The organism is Streptomyces omiyaensis, assembly GCF_014650895.1.
GTDB lineage: Bacteria > Actinomycetota > Actinomycetes > Streptomycetales > Streptomycetaceae > Streptomyces > Streptomyces omiyaensis.
Genome location: NZ_BMVV01000004.1, coordinates 377,674 through 392,982, shown reverse-complemented (window position 1 = coordinate 392,982; position 15,309 = coordinate 377,674). Strand labels below are relative to the sequence as shown.

Here is a 15,309-nt window from a genome sequence, read left to right as displayed (position 1 = left end):
TGCCCGCCAGTAGGCTGTGCGCCATGCGCATCGCCACCTGGAACGTCAATTCGATCACCGCCCGGCTGCCCCGGCTGCTGGCCTGGCTGGAGAGCAGCGGCACCGACGTGCTGTGCATCCAGGAGACCAAGTGCAGCGCCGAGCAGTTCCCCGCCGAGGCGCTGCGCGAGCTGGGCTACGAGTCGGCGGTCAACGCCACCGGGAGGTGGAACGGGGTCGCCCTCCTCTCCCGCGTCGGCCTCGAGGACGTCGTCACCGGCCTGCCCGGCGGCCCCGAGTACGACGGCGTCCAGGAGCCCCGGGCGGTCTCCGCCACCTGCGGCCCGGTCCGCCTCTGGTCGGTCTACGTGCCGAACGGCCGGGAGATCGCCCACGAGCACTACGCGTACAAGCTGCGCTGGCTGGAGGCGCTGAAGGCGGCCGTCGGCGAGGACGCCGCGGGCGAGCGCCCCTTCGCCGTCCTCGGCGACTACAACATCGCCCCGGCCGACGCCGACGTCTGGGACGTCTCGCTCTTCGAGGGCGCCACCCACGTCACCGCGCCCGAGCGGGCGGCGCTCGCGGGCCTGCGCGAGACCGGCCTCGCCGACGTCGTCCCGCGCCCCCTCAAGTACGACCACCCGTACACGTACTGGGACTACCGCCAGCTCGCCTTCCCCAAGAACAAGGGCATGCGCATCGACCTGGTCTACGGCAACGAGTCCTTCGCCGGGGCCGTGAAGGACAGCTACGTGGACCGCGAGGAGCGCAAGGGCAAGGGAGCCTCGGACCACGCCCCCGTCGTCGTCGACCTCGATCTCTGACCGCGCCGGACCGCCGCCGGCGATCACCGCGTGCCGGGTGGTGGACCGGCGGGTGACGGTGCGACGCTGTTCCGATGAACATTCCGTTCCTCGGTCACTGGCGCAAGCGGCGTGAACCGGACCCCTCGCCGCTCGCCGACGCCTTCGACCGCGATCCCGAGGGCGTGGCGGAGCTGCTCGCCGAGTGCGAGCTGCTCCGCGCCCGGGTCGAGGCGGCGGGCGTCGCGCTCGACGACACCCCGCGCTCGCTGGAGGAGCTCGACCAGCTCCCGCCGCGCTGGCGCGACGACGCCGAGGAGCTGCCCTGGTTCGGCAACGACGCGGGGCTGTACCTCGGCACCGTCATCGTGCGGAACGTCCCGGGCGCCCGCTGGCAGCTGTGGCCGAACGGCGGCCCGGTCGTCGTGCTGGAGTCCGGCCGCGAGATCCCGGTCGTCGAGTACGGCCTCGAATGGGCGATGACCGGGGCGCCCGAGCTCTCCCGGCTGTACGCCGAGGCCGCCGAGGCCTGACCCGCCCGGCGGGTGCCCGGCCCACCCGTCTGCCGTAAATACGACTCATCCCGTCTTGTTCCTTTTCAGGCGTGTCGGGTGTGAAGTCCCTTTTCCCGGCGGATAGTTTGCGCTGTCTCGACGTGCCGCGTCGGCACGGCGCACCGGCACACCGCTGAGAAATGGGGCAGGGCAGCGCATGACCGTCGATCCGCTGATCGAACTGCGTGGCGTGAACAAGCACTACGGCACGCTCCACGTCCTCCAGTCGATCGACCTCACCGTCGGGCGCGGCGAGGTCGTCGTCGTCATCGGCCCCTCGGGTTCCGGCAAGTCCACGCTCTGCCGCGCCGTGAACCGGCTGGAGACCATCGAGTCCGGCGAGATCCGCATCGACGGCCGCCCCCTCCCGGAGGAGGGCAAGGACCTCGCCCGGCTCCGTGCCGAGGTCGGCATGGTCTTCCAGTCCTTCAACCTCTTCGCCCACAAGACCGTCCTCGCCAACGTCTCCCTCGCCCCGGTCAAGGTCCGCGGGCGGAAGCGGGAGGAGGCCGACCGGCGGTCGCGCGAACTCCTCGACCGGGTCGGCCTCGCCGCCCACGCCGAGAAGTACCCGGCCCAGCTCTCCGGCGGGCAGCAGCAGCGCGTCGCCATCGCCCGCGCCCTCGCCATGGACCCGAAGGTGATGCTCTTCGACGAGCCGACCTCGGCCCTCGACCCCGAGATGATCAACGAGGTCCTGGAGGTCATGCAGCAGCTCGCCCGGGAGGGCATGACCATGGTCGTCGTCACCCACGAGATGGGCTTCGCCCGCTCCGCCGCCAACCGGGTCGTCTTCATGGCCGACGGCCGCATCCTGGAGGACCGCGCCCCCGAGGAGTTCTTCACCGCCCCGCGCAGCGAACGCGCCAAGGACTTCCTCTCCAAGATCCTCTCGCACTGACCGGGGTGGGAACCATGCAGCGCACGCACCGATGTCCGGGCGCCCTCGCCCTCGCCCTGCTGCTCACCGCCGCGGGCTCCCTGCTCGCCGGCTGCGGCCGGCCCGGCAGCCCGCCCGTCAAGGGCCCGCAGCCCGACCGGCTCCCCTCCTACCGCGTCGAGTCCGGCTTCCGCCTCCCCGACTCGTCCACCTGGAACCGCGCCAGGAAGCGCGGCCGGCTGGTCGTCGGCGCCAAGGAGGACCAGCCGTACCTCGGCGAGAAGGACCCCGCCACCGGCCGCTACTCCGGCTTCGACATCGAGATCGCCAAGATGATGGCCGCCTCCCTCGGCTTCGACCCGGCCGGCGGCGTCGAGTTCCGCACCATCGCCTCGGCCAACCGCGAGACCGCCCTGCAGAACGGGCAGATCGACTACTACGTCGGCACCTACACCATCAACGACAAGCGCAAGGAGCTCGTCGGCTTCGCGGGCCCGTACTACGAGGCCGGCCAGTCGCTCCTCGTCCGCACCGACGAGGACGACATCCACGGACCGCAGGACCTCGACGGCAAGCGCGTCTGCTCGGCCGCGGGATCCACCCCCTACCAGCGCATCCGGCAGGACTACCCGAAGGCCGACCTCGTCGCCTACGACACGTACTCGATCTGCGTCGACAACCTCCTCACCTACCAGGTCGACGCCGTCACCACCGACGACACCATCCTCATGGGCTACGCCGCCAAGGCCCCCGACGAACTCGAGCTCGCCGGGAAGCCGTTCTCGAAGGAGCCGTACGGGATCGGCGTGCCGCGCGACGACACCGCGCTCCGCTTCGCCCTCGACGACGCCATCGCCGCGCACGAGAAGAACGGCGACTGGAAGAAGGCGTACGACGCGACCCTCGGCCTCTCCGGGGTCCCCGCCCCGACGCCGCCGCCCATCGACCGCTACCCGGCCACCTGAGGACCCCCACCGCTGACATGGACGTACTGACAGAGAACTTCTCGCTCTACGGCGAGGGTTTCCTCGGCACCCTCGAACTCACCGTCTACGCCTCGGCGCTCGCCCTCGTCCTGGGCTTCGTCATGGCGGCCTTCCGGGTCGCGCCCGTCGGCTCCTTCCGGGTCTTCGGCACGGTCTGGGTCACCATCCTGCGCAACACCCCGCTCACCCTGCTCTTCTTCGCGGTCATGCTGGGTCTGCCCCGCTTCGGACTGGTCCTGCCCTTCGAGCTGTTCGCGGTCCTCGCGCTGGGCTGCTACACCTCCGCCTTCATCTGCGAGGCGCTGCGCTCCGGCATCAACACCGTCCCGGTCGGGCAGGGCGAGGCGGCCCGCAGCCTCGGGATGAGCTTCACCCAGACCCTCGGCGCGGTCGTCCTCCCGCAGGCCTTCCGCTCGGTGATCCCGCCGATCGGCTCCACCCTGATCGCCCTCGCCAAGAACTCCGCCATCGCCGGCGCCTTCAGCGTCACCGAACTCCTGGGCACCTACAAGACCTTGAGCGAACTCGGCTACAACATCGTCTGGACCTTCGTCTGGATCGCCGTCGGCTACCTGATCATCACCCTCGCCATCAGCGCCGTCTTCAACGTCATGGAGAAGCGCTGGGGGGTGACCCGGTGAGCCGCACGCCGCAGGCCGGCGCCCTCTACGACATCCCCGGTCCGCGGGCCCGCCGCCGCCACCTCCTCTACGGCCTGGTGTCCACCGCGGTGATCCTCGGCATCGCCGCCTGGATCCTCTACCTCCTCTTCGACACCGACCAGTTCACCGCCGTGAAGTGGCGCCCCTTCCTCTACGAGGGCATCCAGGAGCTGCTCCTCGAAGGGCTCGGCAACACCCTCAAGGCGTTCGCGCTCGCCGCCGTGTTCTCCCTGGCGCTCGGCGCGGTCCTCGCCACCGGGCGGCTCTCCGACCACCGGCCGGTGCGCTGGATCGCCACGCTGTTCGTGGAGTTCTTCCGCGCCATGCCGGTGCTCGTGATGATCTTCTTCATCTTCGTGGCGCTCAAGGTGCAGCCGCTGCCCGCACTCGTCGCCGGCCTCACCCTCTACAACGGCTCGGTGCTCGCCGAGGTCTTCCGCACCGGCGTGCACGCCGTGCCGCGCGGGCAGGGGGAGGCCGCGTACGCCCTGGGCATGCGCAAGACCCAGGTGATGACCTGGGTCCTGGTCCCGCAGGCGGTCCGGGCGATGCTGCCGGCCATCATCAGCCAGCTGGTGGTGGCGCTGAAGGACACCTCGCTGGGCTACCTCATCACCTACGAGGAGTTCCTCCAGGCGGGCAAGCTGATCGCCTCCAACCTCGACTACGACCTGCCGTTCATCCCGGTCGTCCTGGTGATCTCGCCGATCTACATCGGCATGTGCATGCTGCTCTCCTGGTGCGCGACCTGGGTCGCGCGCCGGGAGCGCCGCGACCCCCGCACCAAGGGGGTGGACGTCGCTCCCGCCGCACCGGTGACCACGCTGCCGGGCCGCGAGTGACCCCCGTACGGGCCCCGGAAGGGGCCTGAAACCGGCCCGGCAGCAGCCGTGATCACTCCTCCCGCATCGGAACCGACAGGTACGAGGGATCGGACGCGGGGGAGGAGAAGGTCAGCTGCGCGCCGGCCGGGTTGTGCTCGATGTAGAGCGGGTCGACGGTGTCGACGACGAGCGCCAGCCGGTGTCCGGCCGGGACGTCGTAGGCCGTGGAGAAGAGCTCCAGGTCCACCCCGAACGGCTTCCCCGGCGCCTTGTCGTGGAAGGTGTACGGGGCGTTGCTCACCAGCTTCCCGACCCCGAGCGGGCCCACGTCGTACAGGTACGCGACGAAGGTGCCGCTGGACCTGGTCGGCGTGATCGTGGTGTGCAGCACCGGGGTGCCGCGCACCGCCGCGCCGGAGTCGTACCGCCCGGACTGCCAGACCGCCGCGAAGGAGCGGGGGAGCAGCGGGACGGAGACGGCCGGCGGGGTCTGCGCCAGCTGGTCGAGGAGGTTGCTGAGGAGCACGATCCCGCCGTTGGCCCCGGAGTCCACGTTGGCCCACACGTGCTCGGAGTCGTTCAGGGCGAGCCGTTCGCGGTGCGCGTTGACGGCCTTCCAGTCGGCGTACCCCTCGTAGCCGCCGTCCGAGCGCGGCTTGAGCCGGACGGGCTGCTCGCGGTCGATGCCGTTGTCGGCGCCCTTGAGGTGGTGGTCGAACCAGCGGTGGGCGCTGGTCCAGGTGTCGTTGGGCAGGCCGAGGATGCCGGTGGCCTCGGCGGTGGCGTGGTCGCCGGGGCGGAACTCCAGCCGCTTGGGGCCCTTCAGCTTCTCGTAGAAGCTCGCGTACTGGTTGGGCGGGAAGATGGTGTCGCCCCAGGCGTTGCCGAGCATGACGGCGGTGCCGTTGGCGTTGATCCGGTCCAGGTACGTGCCGGCCGACCGCTGCCGGCCCCAGGCGATCATCTCGTCCTCCTGGTCGAGGTTCGAGGAGAGGAAGTCGCCCAGGATCTTCTCCAGTTCGGGTCCCGGGCGTCCGGTGAGGTACCCGGCTCCGCCGAGCAGGGCGGCGGCCTGGAGGTGCTGGGTGCGCCCGCTGTAGATGGACTCGATGAGGTCGGCCCAGCCGCTCAGTGCGGCGACGGCCTTGACCCGGGGGTCGTGGGCGGCGGCGAGCAGGCTGATCCCGGCGCCGTAACTCACCCCGGCCATACCGACCTTGGCGGGATCGGCCGGGGTGTTCGCGAGCGTCCAGTCGATCACCTTCGACGCGTCGGCGACGTCCTTCGGTCCCGCGGTCTCGATCTCCCCGCCGGACTGCCAGAAGCCGCGCGAGTTGTAACTCACCACGACGTAGCCGGAGTCGGCGAGCTTCTGGGCCTGCGCCAGGTACTCGATCTGGGGCATGGCCCAGCTGGTGGGCAGCACGATCACGGGGTAGCGGGCGGAGGCGTCGGCGCCGGCGGGCGTGACGACGTTGGCCTTGAGGACGGTGCCGCCGTCGCCGGCGATGTCCACGAAGCGGATCGACGTGCCGCTCGTGCCGGCCTGGGCGGCGGGGGCCACGGTCAGGGCCGTCCCGGCCACCAGGGCGGCGGAGACGGCGAGGGCCAGGGATGTGCGCACGGGCCACTCCTCGATGGGGGGTCACTGATGGGGGGGCAGTGAAGTGGCCCGACGGTAACCGCGGCGTGCTACCCGTGGTAACCGGTCGGTAAGTTACGTGCGGGTAACGATTGCGGTGGAGGCCGGGGCGGCCGGGTACGGCCCCGGGGCCGGGGCCCGGCGGGAAGGCCGGGCCCCGGCCCGGGCCGCCTACCCGGCCGCCGCGGGCGCGGGCGCCGACACCGGCGGCACGGGCGCAGGTGCGGGCACAGGTACAGGCACAGGCTCCGGCGAAGGCGAAGGCGAGGGCGCGTGCGCCGGTGCCCCGGCCGTCGCCGCCCGCAGCGACTGCGCCGCCGTGAAGTCCGCGTGCGCCTCCCCGTACGCCCCGGCCGCCAGCAGCATCGACGCCCGGTCCGTCAGCGCCCGGGCCTCCGCCGCGGGGGAGAGCCGGCGGCCCAGCGCCACCCCCTCGTCGAAGACCGGGCGCAGCGCGTCGGGGATCCCGTCGCCCCGGTTCCGGGCGCGCCGGGCCGCGCGGAGCGCGAACCGCCGGTGCGCGGTCACCAGGCGCGGCAGCCACCGCACCGGATCGGCCCCGGCCCTCCGCCCCAGCTCCGCCGCCTCCGCCTCCAGCGCCTCCGCCGACGCGTCGAACGCCCGCCGCACGTCGTGCGACCAGTCGATCGAGTCCTGGCCGAAGAAGGGGGCCGGCGCCTTCGGCGAGGCGGGCGGCTCGTCCGCGCGGCCCGACAGCAGGAAGAACCGGACCCACCAGTCGAGGGTGCCGCCCCCGCGGGGATCCCCCTCGGCGGCCAGCCGGGCCAGCGCCTCCCCCGCCTCCCGGCGGAGCCCCGCCGCTCCCTCGTCCCGCCCGGCCCGCTCCAGCACCTCGGCCTGCCGCAGCAGCGCCCACACCAGGAGCGCCGCCGTCGTCAGGCCCCCGGTCACCTCCGCCCGCAGCTCCGCCAGGTGCTCCCCGAACGCCTCCACGGCCTCCCCGGTCCGCCCCGCGGCCTCCAGCACCGCCGACGCCTCGACCGCGCCCCCGAGGCCGGGGGACGGCACGCCGCCGTGCCGCTCGGCCGCCTCCGCGTACCGCCCCTCCTCCATCAGCGCGGTGACCAGCCGCCGGCTCGACGCGCGGGGGAACACCGCCCGGCCCCGCGCGTACTCCTCCCGGCCCACCGCCGCCATCTCCTCGCACAGGGTCAGGCCCTCGGCCCGCCGCCCCAGCTCGAACAGCACGCCCTGGTGCAGGTCGAGCGCCCGGAGCAGCGTCTCCGCCCGCTTCGCGTGGTCCGCCCGCACCCGCCGGGCCGCCTCGACCGCCTCGCGGGCCAGTTCCTCGCTCCGCTCCGGCGTCGCCCCCGTCTGGAAGAGCGCCGACCCCAGCCAGTCGGCCAGCTTCGGCGCGTACGCGTCCGGACTCACCCGCGCCAGCACCCGGTACGCCTCCACCCGCTGAGGGACCGACAGCCGCCACGATGCCAGCAGCAGCACCCGCGCCCTCAGCACCTCGTCCTCGTTCACGACCCTCACGTTCCCCGTCCCACCGCTGTGCGTCATGGCGGAGATTCTGGGTGTCTGCCGACAGGCCGGACAAGGCGCGCGAACTGTGCGTTCCGTCCTACGAAAAACGCCTCTGACCTGTCATGATGGACATGTCTTCACCCCTGCTCCAGGCTGGACCCGTGGAGCGGACGCACCTTCCCGACGTCTTCGACCCGCGGATCCACGCCGCCGGGCCGCCGCACGACGCCTTCCGCGAGCTGCGCGACCGGGCGCCCGTCGCGAGGCAGGAGGAGCGGGCGGTGCTCGGCTGGCCGGCCGGACCGGGGTTCTGGGCGGTCACGCGGCACGCCGACGTCGTGCGGGTGCTCAAGGACCCGGGGACGTACTCCTCCTGGCTCGGGGCCACCCAGATCCGCGATCCCGACCCCGCCGACCTGCCGTTCATCCGGCGCATGATGCTCAATCAGGACCCTCCGGAGCACGGCCGGCTGAGGCGGCTCGCGAGCCGCGCCTTCACCCCGGGCAGGATCGCGCGGTTCGAGGCGACCGCCCGCTCCCGCGCCCGGCGGCTGCTCGCCGCGGCCCGGCAGACGGGCGGCGAGGTCGACCTCGTCCGGACGGTCACCGACGACTACGCGCTGCTCAACCTCACCGACCTGCTCGGCGTGCCCGCGGGCGACCGGGGACTGCTGCACGCCTGGACCGAGCGGGTCATCGCCTACCAGGACCCCGACGAACCCGCCGTCCTCGGCGCCGGCGGACGGCCCGTCGACCCCCGGTCACCGGCGATGCTCGCCGAGATGTTCGCGTACGCCCAGGAGCTCGCCGCCCACAAGCGGAGGCACCCCGCCGACGACCTGATGACGGCGCTCGCCACCACCGAACTCGCCGACGCGGAACTGGAGATGTTCTTCTTCCTGCTCACCGTCGCGGGGAACGACACCGTCCGGTCGGCCGCGCCGGGCGGGGTGCTCGCCCTCGGCGAGGACCCCGGGGAGCAGGGCAGGTTCTGGCGGGGCGAGGCCGGCACGGACACCGCCGTGGAGGAGCTGCTGCGGGTCCACCCGCCGGTGCTCTCCTTCCGCCGCACCGCCGCCCGGGACGCCGAACTCGCCGGGACGCGGATCTCCGAGGGGGACAAGGTGGTCGTCTTCCACGTCTCCGCCAACCACGACGAGCGGGTCTTCGCCGACCCGCACCGGCTCGACCTCGACCGCCGCCCGAACCCGCACGTCTCCTTCGGCGACGGCCCCCACGTCTGCCTCGGAGCCCACTTCGCCCGACTGCAGCTCCGCGTCTTCTACGAGGAGCTGCGGGAATCCTGCGCGGGCGTCGAGCTCGCCGGCGCGCCCCGCCGGCTGGTCTCCAACTTCATCAACGGCATCAAGTCGCTGCCGGTGCGGCTGCGGGAGCCCTGAGCGCCGCCCGCGTCACGTCGGCCACCAGCTCGACCACGTCGGGGCCGTACGCCTGGGAGTTGACCACCTTCAGCAGCAGGACGAACGAGCCGCCGCGGTGGGTGCGGGCCAGCCGCTCGTGGTGACGCGCCAGATAGCGGGTCGCCGCCTGGTTGGTGATCGCCCGCTGTCCGCAGAAGAGGAAGACCGGCCGGCCGCCGTCGCCCGCCGTGATCCGCGCCAGCACCACGTACTCGACGGCGCCCGGATCCATCGGGTACCGCTCGCCGCCGACCTCGATCGCGCCCCGGTCCTCGACCGGCTCCGGCTCGGTGTTCATCGAGAGCCCGGGCAGCAGCGAGCCGAGGTGGGCGGCCATCCGCCGGTTGGAGCCCGGCCCGCCGACGCAGAACTCCGTGCGGTCGCCGAAGCCCAGGTGGGTGCGGTCGTGCTGGACGATCTGCGCCTGCGCCCCGCAGTCCTTCACCAGCGCGGCGAGTTCGAGCAGCGCGAAGACGTCGAAGCGGTGCACCGCCCCGTCCCCGCCCGCCTCCCGGTTGACCACGAGCAGACACTCCGCGTGGCCGGGCAGCCCGAAGAACGCCTGCTTGCGACGGAGCCGCCGGCGCCACGCGTACGTCCGGGTCAGCCAGCCCAGGGACGCGCTGAGCCCGGTCGCCAGCACGCCGAGCACGATGTTGCGCAGGTCCTCGTCCATAGGGGCGCATGCTAGCGGCGGCCGGGTGACCGTTCGAGAGGGGGCGGGGGTGGGTCGTGCGCCCGGGCCTCCCCGGAAGTTACGGTGGGTGCAGGCGTGTTGACGGGAGGTCAGGGATGCGTGGTTCCAGGACAGGCCGGGCGGGGACGAGCCGGGGCCGGGCGCGGTGCGCGGTGCTCGTCGCGGCGCTCGCGGCGGCGGTCACGGTGGGGGCGGCGGCCCCGCCCCGGAGCGGAGCCCCCGCCCCGCCGACCGCGACCGCCCCGCCGACCGCGCCCGCGAAGGTGCCGGTCGCCGTCGGGTACGGCGGCGCCGTCGCCAGCGTCGACGCCGACGCGAGCGCCGCCGGCGTCGAGGTCCTGCGGCGCGGCGGGAACGCGGTCGACGCGGCCGTCGCCGTCGCGGCCGCCCTCGGCGTCACCGAGCCCTACTCGGCCGGCATCGGCGGGGGCGGCTACCTCGTCCACTACGACGCCCGGACGCGTACGGTCCACACCGTCGACGGGCGCGAGACCGCCCCGGCCTCCGCCGGCGCCGGGCTGTTCACCGAGAACGGCGCCCCCCTGCCCTTCGCCGAGGCGATGACCAGCGGCCTCTCCGTCGGCACCCCCGGCACCCCGGCCACCTGGGCGACCGCCCTCGACGCCTGGGGCACCAGGCCGCTGCGGGAACTCCTCGCCCCCGCCGAGCGGCTGGCCCGCGAGGGCTTCGCCGTCGACGCCACCTACCGGGCCCAGACCGCCGCCAACGAAGCCCGCTTCCGCGACTTCCCGGCCTCCGCCGCCCTCTTCCTGCCCGGCGGCCGGCTTCCCGAGGTCGGCTCGGTCGTGCGCAACCCCGACCTGGCCCGCACCTACGCGACCCTCGGCGCCCACGGCGTCGGCGCGCTCTACCGGGGCCCGCTCGCCCGCGAGATCGTCCGCACCGTCCGCACCCCTCCGGTCCGCGAGGGCGCCGCCCGCGTCGTGCGCCCCGGCGACCTGACCGAGCGCGACCTGGCCGCGTACCGCGCGATCCGGCGCGCGCCCACCGCCACGACCTACCGCGGCCTGCGCGTCCACGGCATGGCCCCCTCGTCCTCCGGGGGCATCGCCGTCGGCGAGGCCCTCAACATCCTGGAGGGCACCGACCTCTCCGCCGCCACCGAGGAGCGGTACCTCCACCGCTTCGTCGAGGCGAGCCGGATCGCCTTCGCCGACCGGGGCCGCTGGGTCGGCGACCCCGCCTTCGAGCGGGTCCCCGCGCGGGGCCTGCTCTCCCGGAGGTACGCCGACTCCCGCGCCTGCCTGATCCGCGACGACGCCGTCCTGGCCAGTCCGCTCGCCCCCGGCGACCCCGCGCACCCCGTGCCGTGCGCCGCCTCCGGGACCCCGGCGCCGACGACGTACGAGGGGGAGCACACCACCCACCTCACCGTCGCCGACCGGTGGGGGAACGTCGTCGCCTACACGCTGACCATCGAGTCCACCGGCGGCAGCGGCATCACCGTCCCCGGACGCGGCTTCCTGCTCAACAACGAGCTGACCGACTTCTCCTTCGTCCCCGCGAACCCGGCCGTCCACGACCCGAACCTGCCCGGCCCCGGCAAGCGACCCCGCTCCTCGATCTCGCCGACGATCGTCCTCGACGGCGAGGGGCGGCCGGTCGTCGCGCTCGGCTCGCCCGGCGGCGCCACCATCATCACGACCGTCCTCCAGACCCTCACCGGCTTCCTCGACCGGGGGCTGCCGCTCGTCGACGCCATCGCCGCGCCGCGCGCCAGTCAGCGCAACCAGGCCGCGACGGAGATCGAACCGGCGCTGTGGGACAGCCCGGTGCGGGCGCGCCTCGAAGCGCTCGGCCACACCTTCCGGCTCACCCCCGAGATCGGCGCCGCCACCGGCGTCCAGCGCCTCCCCGACGGCCGCTGGCTCGCCGCCGCGGAGACCGTCCGCCGGGGCGGCGGCTCGGCGATGGTCGTCCGGCCGGCCCGCTGACGCCCGGGGCCGCGGGGCCGGCGCGGCCCCGCGGCGGCCTTCGGGGGGCCGTCAGAGGGACGTCAGGACGCGCGGGCCCGTCGCCGTGACCGCCACCGTGTGCTCGGCGTGGGCGGCGCGGGAGCCGTCGAGGGTGCGGACGGTCCAGCCGTCCCGGGCGGTGTAGTAGTCGTCCCCGCCCCCGCCGACGAGCATCGGCTCGATCGCCAGGACCATGCCGGCGCGCAGCCGCATCCCGCGTCCCGGACGCCCCTCGTTGGGCACGCCCGGGTCCTCGTGCATCGCCCGGCCGATGCCGTGGCCGCCGAAGCCCTCCGGGATGCCGTACCCGGCCTTCCGGCAGACCGTGCCGACGGCGTGCGCGATGTCCCCGATCCTGTTGCCGACGACCGCCGCCGCGATGCCCGCCGCCAGGGCCTCCTCGGCGGCGCCGATCAGCCGGGTGTCCTCGGGGCGGGCGCGGCCGACGGTGAAGCTGACCGCCGCGTCCCCGACCCAGCCGCGGAGCCGCGCCCCGCAGTCCACCGAGACCAGGTCGCCGTCCCGGAGCACCGTGCCGTCCGGGATGCCGTGCACGATCGCGTCGTTGACGGACACGCAGACGACGCCCGGGAAGGGCACCGGTGCCCACTCCGGGTGGTAGCCCAGGAAGGGCGAGTCGGCGCCCGCCTCGGCCAGCACCTCCCGCGCCGCCCGGTCGAGGGCGCCGGCCGGCACCCCGGGCGCCGCCAGCTCCCGGGCCGCCGCCAGGGCGCGGGCCACGATCCGGCCCGCCTCGCGCATGGCCGTCAGGTTCTCTTCGGTCTTGATCTCCACCATTCCCATTACTGTACCGGTATAAGAATCGTCCGGTGCGGGTAGAGTGGGAACCATGGTGCGCACCCCCCTGACCCCGGAAGAGCGCGAGCGCGGCGAGCGGCTCGGGCGGCTGCTGCGCGCCGCCCGCGGCGAGCGCTCGATGGTCGAGGTCGCCGCGGCGGCCGGCCTCTCGGCCGAGACCCTCCGCAAGATCGAGACCGGCCGCGCCCCCACCCCGGCCTTCTTCACCGTCGCGGCCCTCGCCGGCGTCCTCGACCTCTCCCTGGACGACCTGCTCGTCCGCACCGCCCTCCTGCCCGTCTGAGGACCCTCCGACCGGGCGGAGACCCGTCGGGCCGCCGGGCGGCGGCCCGGAGGCGGGAGACCCCGCTCCACGCCCGGGGCCCCGCCCCGGCATAGGCTCGGCGGTCATGACGACCGACCCCGAGAACCCCGACGGCGCCCGGCGCCTCCCCGACGAGCTGCGGCGCGGCCGCTACCTCAGCCTCACCACCTTCCGGAAGAACGGGACCGGGGTCGCCACCCCCGTCTGGTACGCCGTCGAGGACGAGCGGGTGTACGTGTGGACCCGCACCGACTCCTGGAAGGTCAAGCGGCTCCGCAACGACCCCAGGGTCGAGCTGGCCGTCTGCGACCTGCGCGGCAACGTCCCCGAGGGCGCCGTCCGGACCTCCGGCACCGCCCGCCTCGTCACGGGGGAGGAGCTGAGGCACGTCCGGCGGCTGCTCTCCCGCAAGTACACGTACCAGTACTGGCTCGTGGACTGGCCGGCGACCGTCGCCCGTCTCGGCAAGCGCCCCCACACCGGGATCGTCGTCACCCTGTGACCCCTCGAACGCCCCTCCGGACGGCCCCGCCCGCGACGCCGATGTGGTCCCCGGGGCACGAGGAGGAAAACGGTCCGTAGTGGTCCCGTAACACACATGCGGTGCAATGCCCTGCGGCGGACCGGAAGGTCCCCTTCTACCGCAGGGCAGGTGCGCGCATGACGGTCACTCACCTCTCGCCGGAGATGGCGGAGTTCACCCACTGGCTGAGCGGCCTCGCCGCGCGCGCGGAGCGGGCCGGCGGCTGGTGGACGGTCTTCGCCGAACGGGACCCCGAAGGGCTGCGCGCCTGCCTCGACGGCGTGGAACTGCTGCCGTGGGACGTCGTCGAGTCCCTCCTCCTGGACGTGGGGGAGGCCCCGGAGCCGGGCAGGGGACTGTACGCGGCGGCGGCCGGCGCCCACGACCGCAGGCCCGGCGGGGCCGAGGCGCTGACCGCGCGCCGCGAGCTGATGGAGGGCGAGCGGCGCCACGCCGAGGCCCGGATCCGGGAGCTGGGGCGACTGCTGCGCGACCCCGATCCGGAGGAGGCGCCCCGGCTCGCCCACGACCTGGCCTGGACGCGCGACGACCACGCCCGTGCCACCGCCCGCGTCGCCGACCTCACCGCCCGCCTCGACCGGCTCCGCGCCCCCTCGGCCCCGGACCGCGCCCCGGTCCCGGCCCGCGCCGACGCGTCCTGGGCCCCGGACCGGGCGGCCGCCGCCTTCCCCGGACCGGACCCCGACCCGGCGCCCTCCCCGGTGGAGCCCTCCCCGGCGGCGCCCGCCCCGACCGGCGCTTCCGCGCCGGGACGGTGGCGGCCCCGGGGAGCCCGGTACGCCTGGGCGGAGGACCCCGGCGGCGAGGGACCCGCACCCCTCGCCGTACCGGAACCGCCCGCCGGCGGGGCGGAGCCGCGCGGGGCCCGGTTCGGGGCGCGGGCCGAGCCCCGTGCCGCCGCGGACGCGCCCGGCGCGACCGGTGACCCGGCCTCCCCGGAGGAGGCCGAGGAGGCCGGCCGCGCCGCCGCCAACGCCGTCTACGCCCTCCAGCGGCTCCGCGCCCAGGGCCGGACCGGCGAGGCGCACGTGCTGCTCTGGGAGGCGCTCGGCGGGCCGCCCGCGCGGCTGCCCGCGCTCGCCGCGGAGCTGCACCGCGCCGGGTTCGGCGCCGACTGGGCCACCCTGCTCTGGGAGGCCGCCTCGCTGCCGCCCGCGCGGCTGGCCGCCGTCGCCGGGGCGCTGGCCGACGCGGGCCGCGCCGACGACTGCGAGCAGCTGCTGCGCCAGGGGCTCGCCCGGCCGGTGGAGGAGCTGGCCGGAGCCGTCGCCGCCCTCGTCGCCGAGGGGCACGACCGCGAGGCCCACGCGCTGCTCACCGCCTTCATCCGGGTCCGCACCCCCGAGGAGGCGGCCCGGCTCGCCGCCGTGGACCCCGCGCTGCTGATGCCCCGGCTCGGGTCGGCGGCCCGCGCCCTCTCGCCCGCCGACGACCGCGCCCTGCGGCACGCGCTGCGGGTCGCCGGGGTCCTCGGGGCCTGAAGGCGGCTCCGGATCCAGGGGGCGGCCCCGGAGGGCCCGAGGGCGGCCCTGAGCCCGGAGGCGTCCCCGGAGTCCGAGGGCGGTCCCGGGGCCCGAAGGCGGTCCCGGGGCCCGGAAGCGGAACCGTACGAGCGGGGAGCAGTCGGTACGTGTCGGTACGTGTCCGGTGTGGACCACTCCGGTATGAAACATGATCGACTGCGCTGCTTCCGGGCGGCAGTCTTGCTCCGGGGTGTGACGGGG

The 15,309-nt window shown here is 74.6% G+C and carries 15 protein-coding genes; 11 read left to right on the top strand and 4 right to left on the bottom strand.

Features of this window, described 5'->3' with window-relative positions; genetic code table 11:
• Positions 1-23 precede the first annotated feature (23 nt).
• From IE287_RS09920 to IE287_RS09895, 6 genes are all read left to right on the top strand, one after another.
• Entirely contained in the window at positions 24-803 is a 780-nt protein-coding gene (locus tag IE287_RS09920) for an exodeoxyribonuclease III (RefSeq protein ID WP_189848553.1), read from the top strand.
• Positions 804-877: 74 nt separating this feature from the next.
• Positions 878-1,315: a DUF6278 family protein gene (locus tag IE287_RS09915; protein WP_189848552.1), complete on the top strand. Its 438-nt coding sequence runs from the start codon at positions 878-880 to the stop codon at positions 1,313-1,315.
• Between the two features lie 178 nt (positions 1,316-1,493).
• Complete coding sequence (locus IE287_RS09910; protein WP_189848551.1) at positions 1,494-2,237, top strand: amino acid ABC transporter ATP-binding protein; 744 nt, start codon at positions 1,494-1,496, stop codon at positions 2,235-2,237.
• A gap of 14 nt (positions 2,238-2,251) precedes the next feature.
• Positions 2,252-3,181, top strand: coding sequence for a glutamate ABC transporter substrate-binding protein (locus tag IE287_RS09905; protein WP_189848550.1), 930 nt, complete (start codon positions 2,252-2,254; stop codon positions 3,179-3,181).
• Between the two features lie 17 nt (positions 3,182-3,198).
• A complete protein-coding gene (locus IE287_RS09900; RefSeq protein WP_189848549.1) occupies positions 3,199-3,843 on the top strand; it encodes an amino acid ABC transporter permease in 645 nt (214 codons plus the stop codon).
• Positions 3,840-4,706: an amino acid ABC transporter permease gene (locus IE287_RS09895; protein WP_189848548.1), complete on the top strand. Its 867-nt coding sequence runs from the start codon at positions 3,840-3,842 to the stop codon at positions 4,704-4,706. Before IE287_RS09900 ends, IE287_RS09895 begins: the two co-directional genes overlap by 4 nt.
• Positions 4,707-4,758: 52 nt before the next feature.
• On the opposite strand, the gene IE287_RS09890 is transcribed toward IE287_RS09895, so the two are convergent.
• Positions 4,759-6,312: a CocE/NonD family hydrolase gene (locus IE287_RS09890; protein ID WP_189848547.1), complete on the bottom strand. Its 1,554-nt coding sequence runs from the start codon at positions 6,310-6,312 to the stop codon at positions 4,759-4,761.
• 189 nt (positions 6,313-6,501) lie between these two features.
• Positions 6,502-7,860 (bottom strand): hypothetical protein, encoded by a 1,359-nt coding sequence (locus IE287_RS09885; protein WP_189848546.1) that lies wholly within the window; start codon positions 7,858-7,860, stop codon positions 6,502-6,504.
• 95 nt (positions 7,861-7,955) lie between these two features.
• On the opposite strand from IE287_RS09885, the gene IE287_RS09880 reads away from it, so the two are divergent.
• Positions 7,956-9,224, top strand: coding sequence for a cytochrome P450 (locus tag IE287_RS09880; protein ID WP_189848545.1), 1,269 nt, complete (start codon positions 7,956-7,958; stop codon positions 9,222-9,224).
• Here the strand turns inward: IE287_RS09880 and IE287_RS09875 are convergent.
• The gene (locus IE287_RS09875) at positions 9,190-9,921 is read right to left on the bottom strand and encodes a hypothetical protein (protein WP_189848544.1); all 732 of its coding nucleotides are present in this window, start codon (positions 9,919-9,921) and stop codon (positions 9,190-9,192) included. The two genes, IE287_RS09880 and IE287_RS09875, sit on opposite strands and share 35 nt — an antisense overlap.
• Positions 9,922-10,037: 116 nt before the next feature.
• On the opposite strand from IE287_RS09875, the gene ggt reads away from it, so the two are divergent.
• Positions 10,038-11,897 carry a gamma-glutamyltransferase gene (ggt, locus tag IE287_RS09870; protein WP_189848543.1) on the top strand — a complete coding sequence of 620 codons (1,860 nt, stop codon included), beginning with the start codon at positions 10,038-10,040 and terminating at the stop codon, positions 11,895-11,897.
• Positions 11,898-11,948: 51 nt separating this feature from the next.
• Here ggt and map read toward each other — a convergent pair whose 3' ends face one another.
• Positions 11,949-12,716, bottom strand: a complete 768-nt coding sequence (gene map / locus IE287_RS09865; RefSeq protein WP_189848542.1) for a type I methionyl aminopeptidase — start codon at positions 12,714-12,716, stop codon at positions 11,949-11,951.
• A 52-nt stretch (positions 12,717-12,768) separates the two neighbouring features.
• Here map and IE287_RS09860 point away from each other — a divergent pair, with 52 nt between their 5' ends.
• The 3 genes from IE287_RS09860 to IE287_RS09850 all read left to right on the top strand — a co-directional run bounded on the left by IE287_RS09860 (position 12,769) and on the right by IE287_RS09850 (position 15,066).
• The gene (locus IE287_RS09860; protein ID WP_189848541.1) at positions 12,769-13,020 is read left to right on the top strand and encodes a helix-turn-helix domain-containing protein; all 252 of its coding nucleotides are present in this window, start codon (positions 12,769-12,771) and stop codon (positions 13,018-13,020) included.
• 106 nt (positions 13,021-13,126) lie between these two features.
• Entirely contained in the window at positions 13,127-13,543 is a 417-nt protein-coding gene (locus IE287_RS09855) for a PPOX class F420-dependent oxidoreductase (protein ID WP_189848540.1), read from the top strand.
• Positions 13,544-13,701: 158 nt separating this feature from the next.
• Positions 13,702-15,066 carry a UL36 very large tegument protein gene (locus IE287_RS09850; protein WP_189848539.1) on the top strand — a complete coding sequence of 455 codons (1,365 nt, stop codon included), beginning with the start codon at positions 13,702-13,704 and terminating at the stop codon, positions 15,064-15,066.
• Positions 15,067-15,309 lie beyond the last annotated feature (243 nt).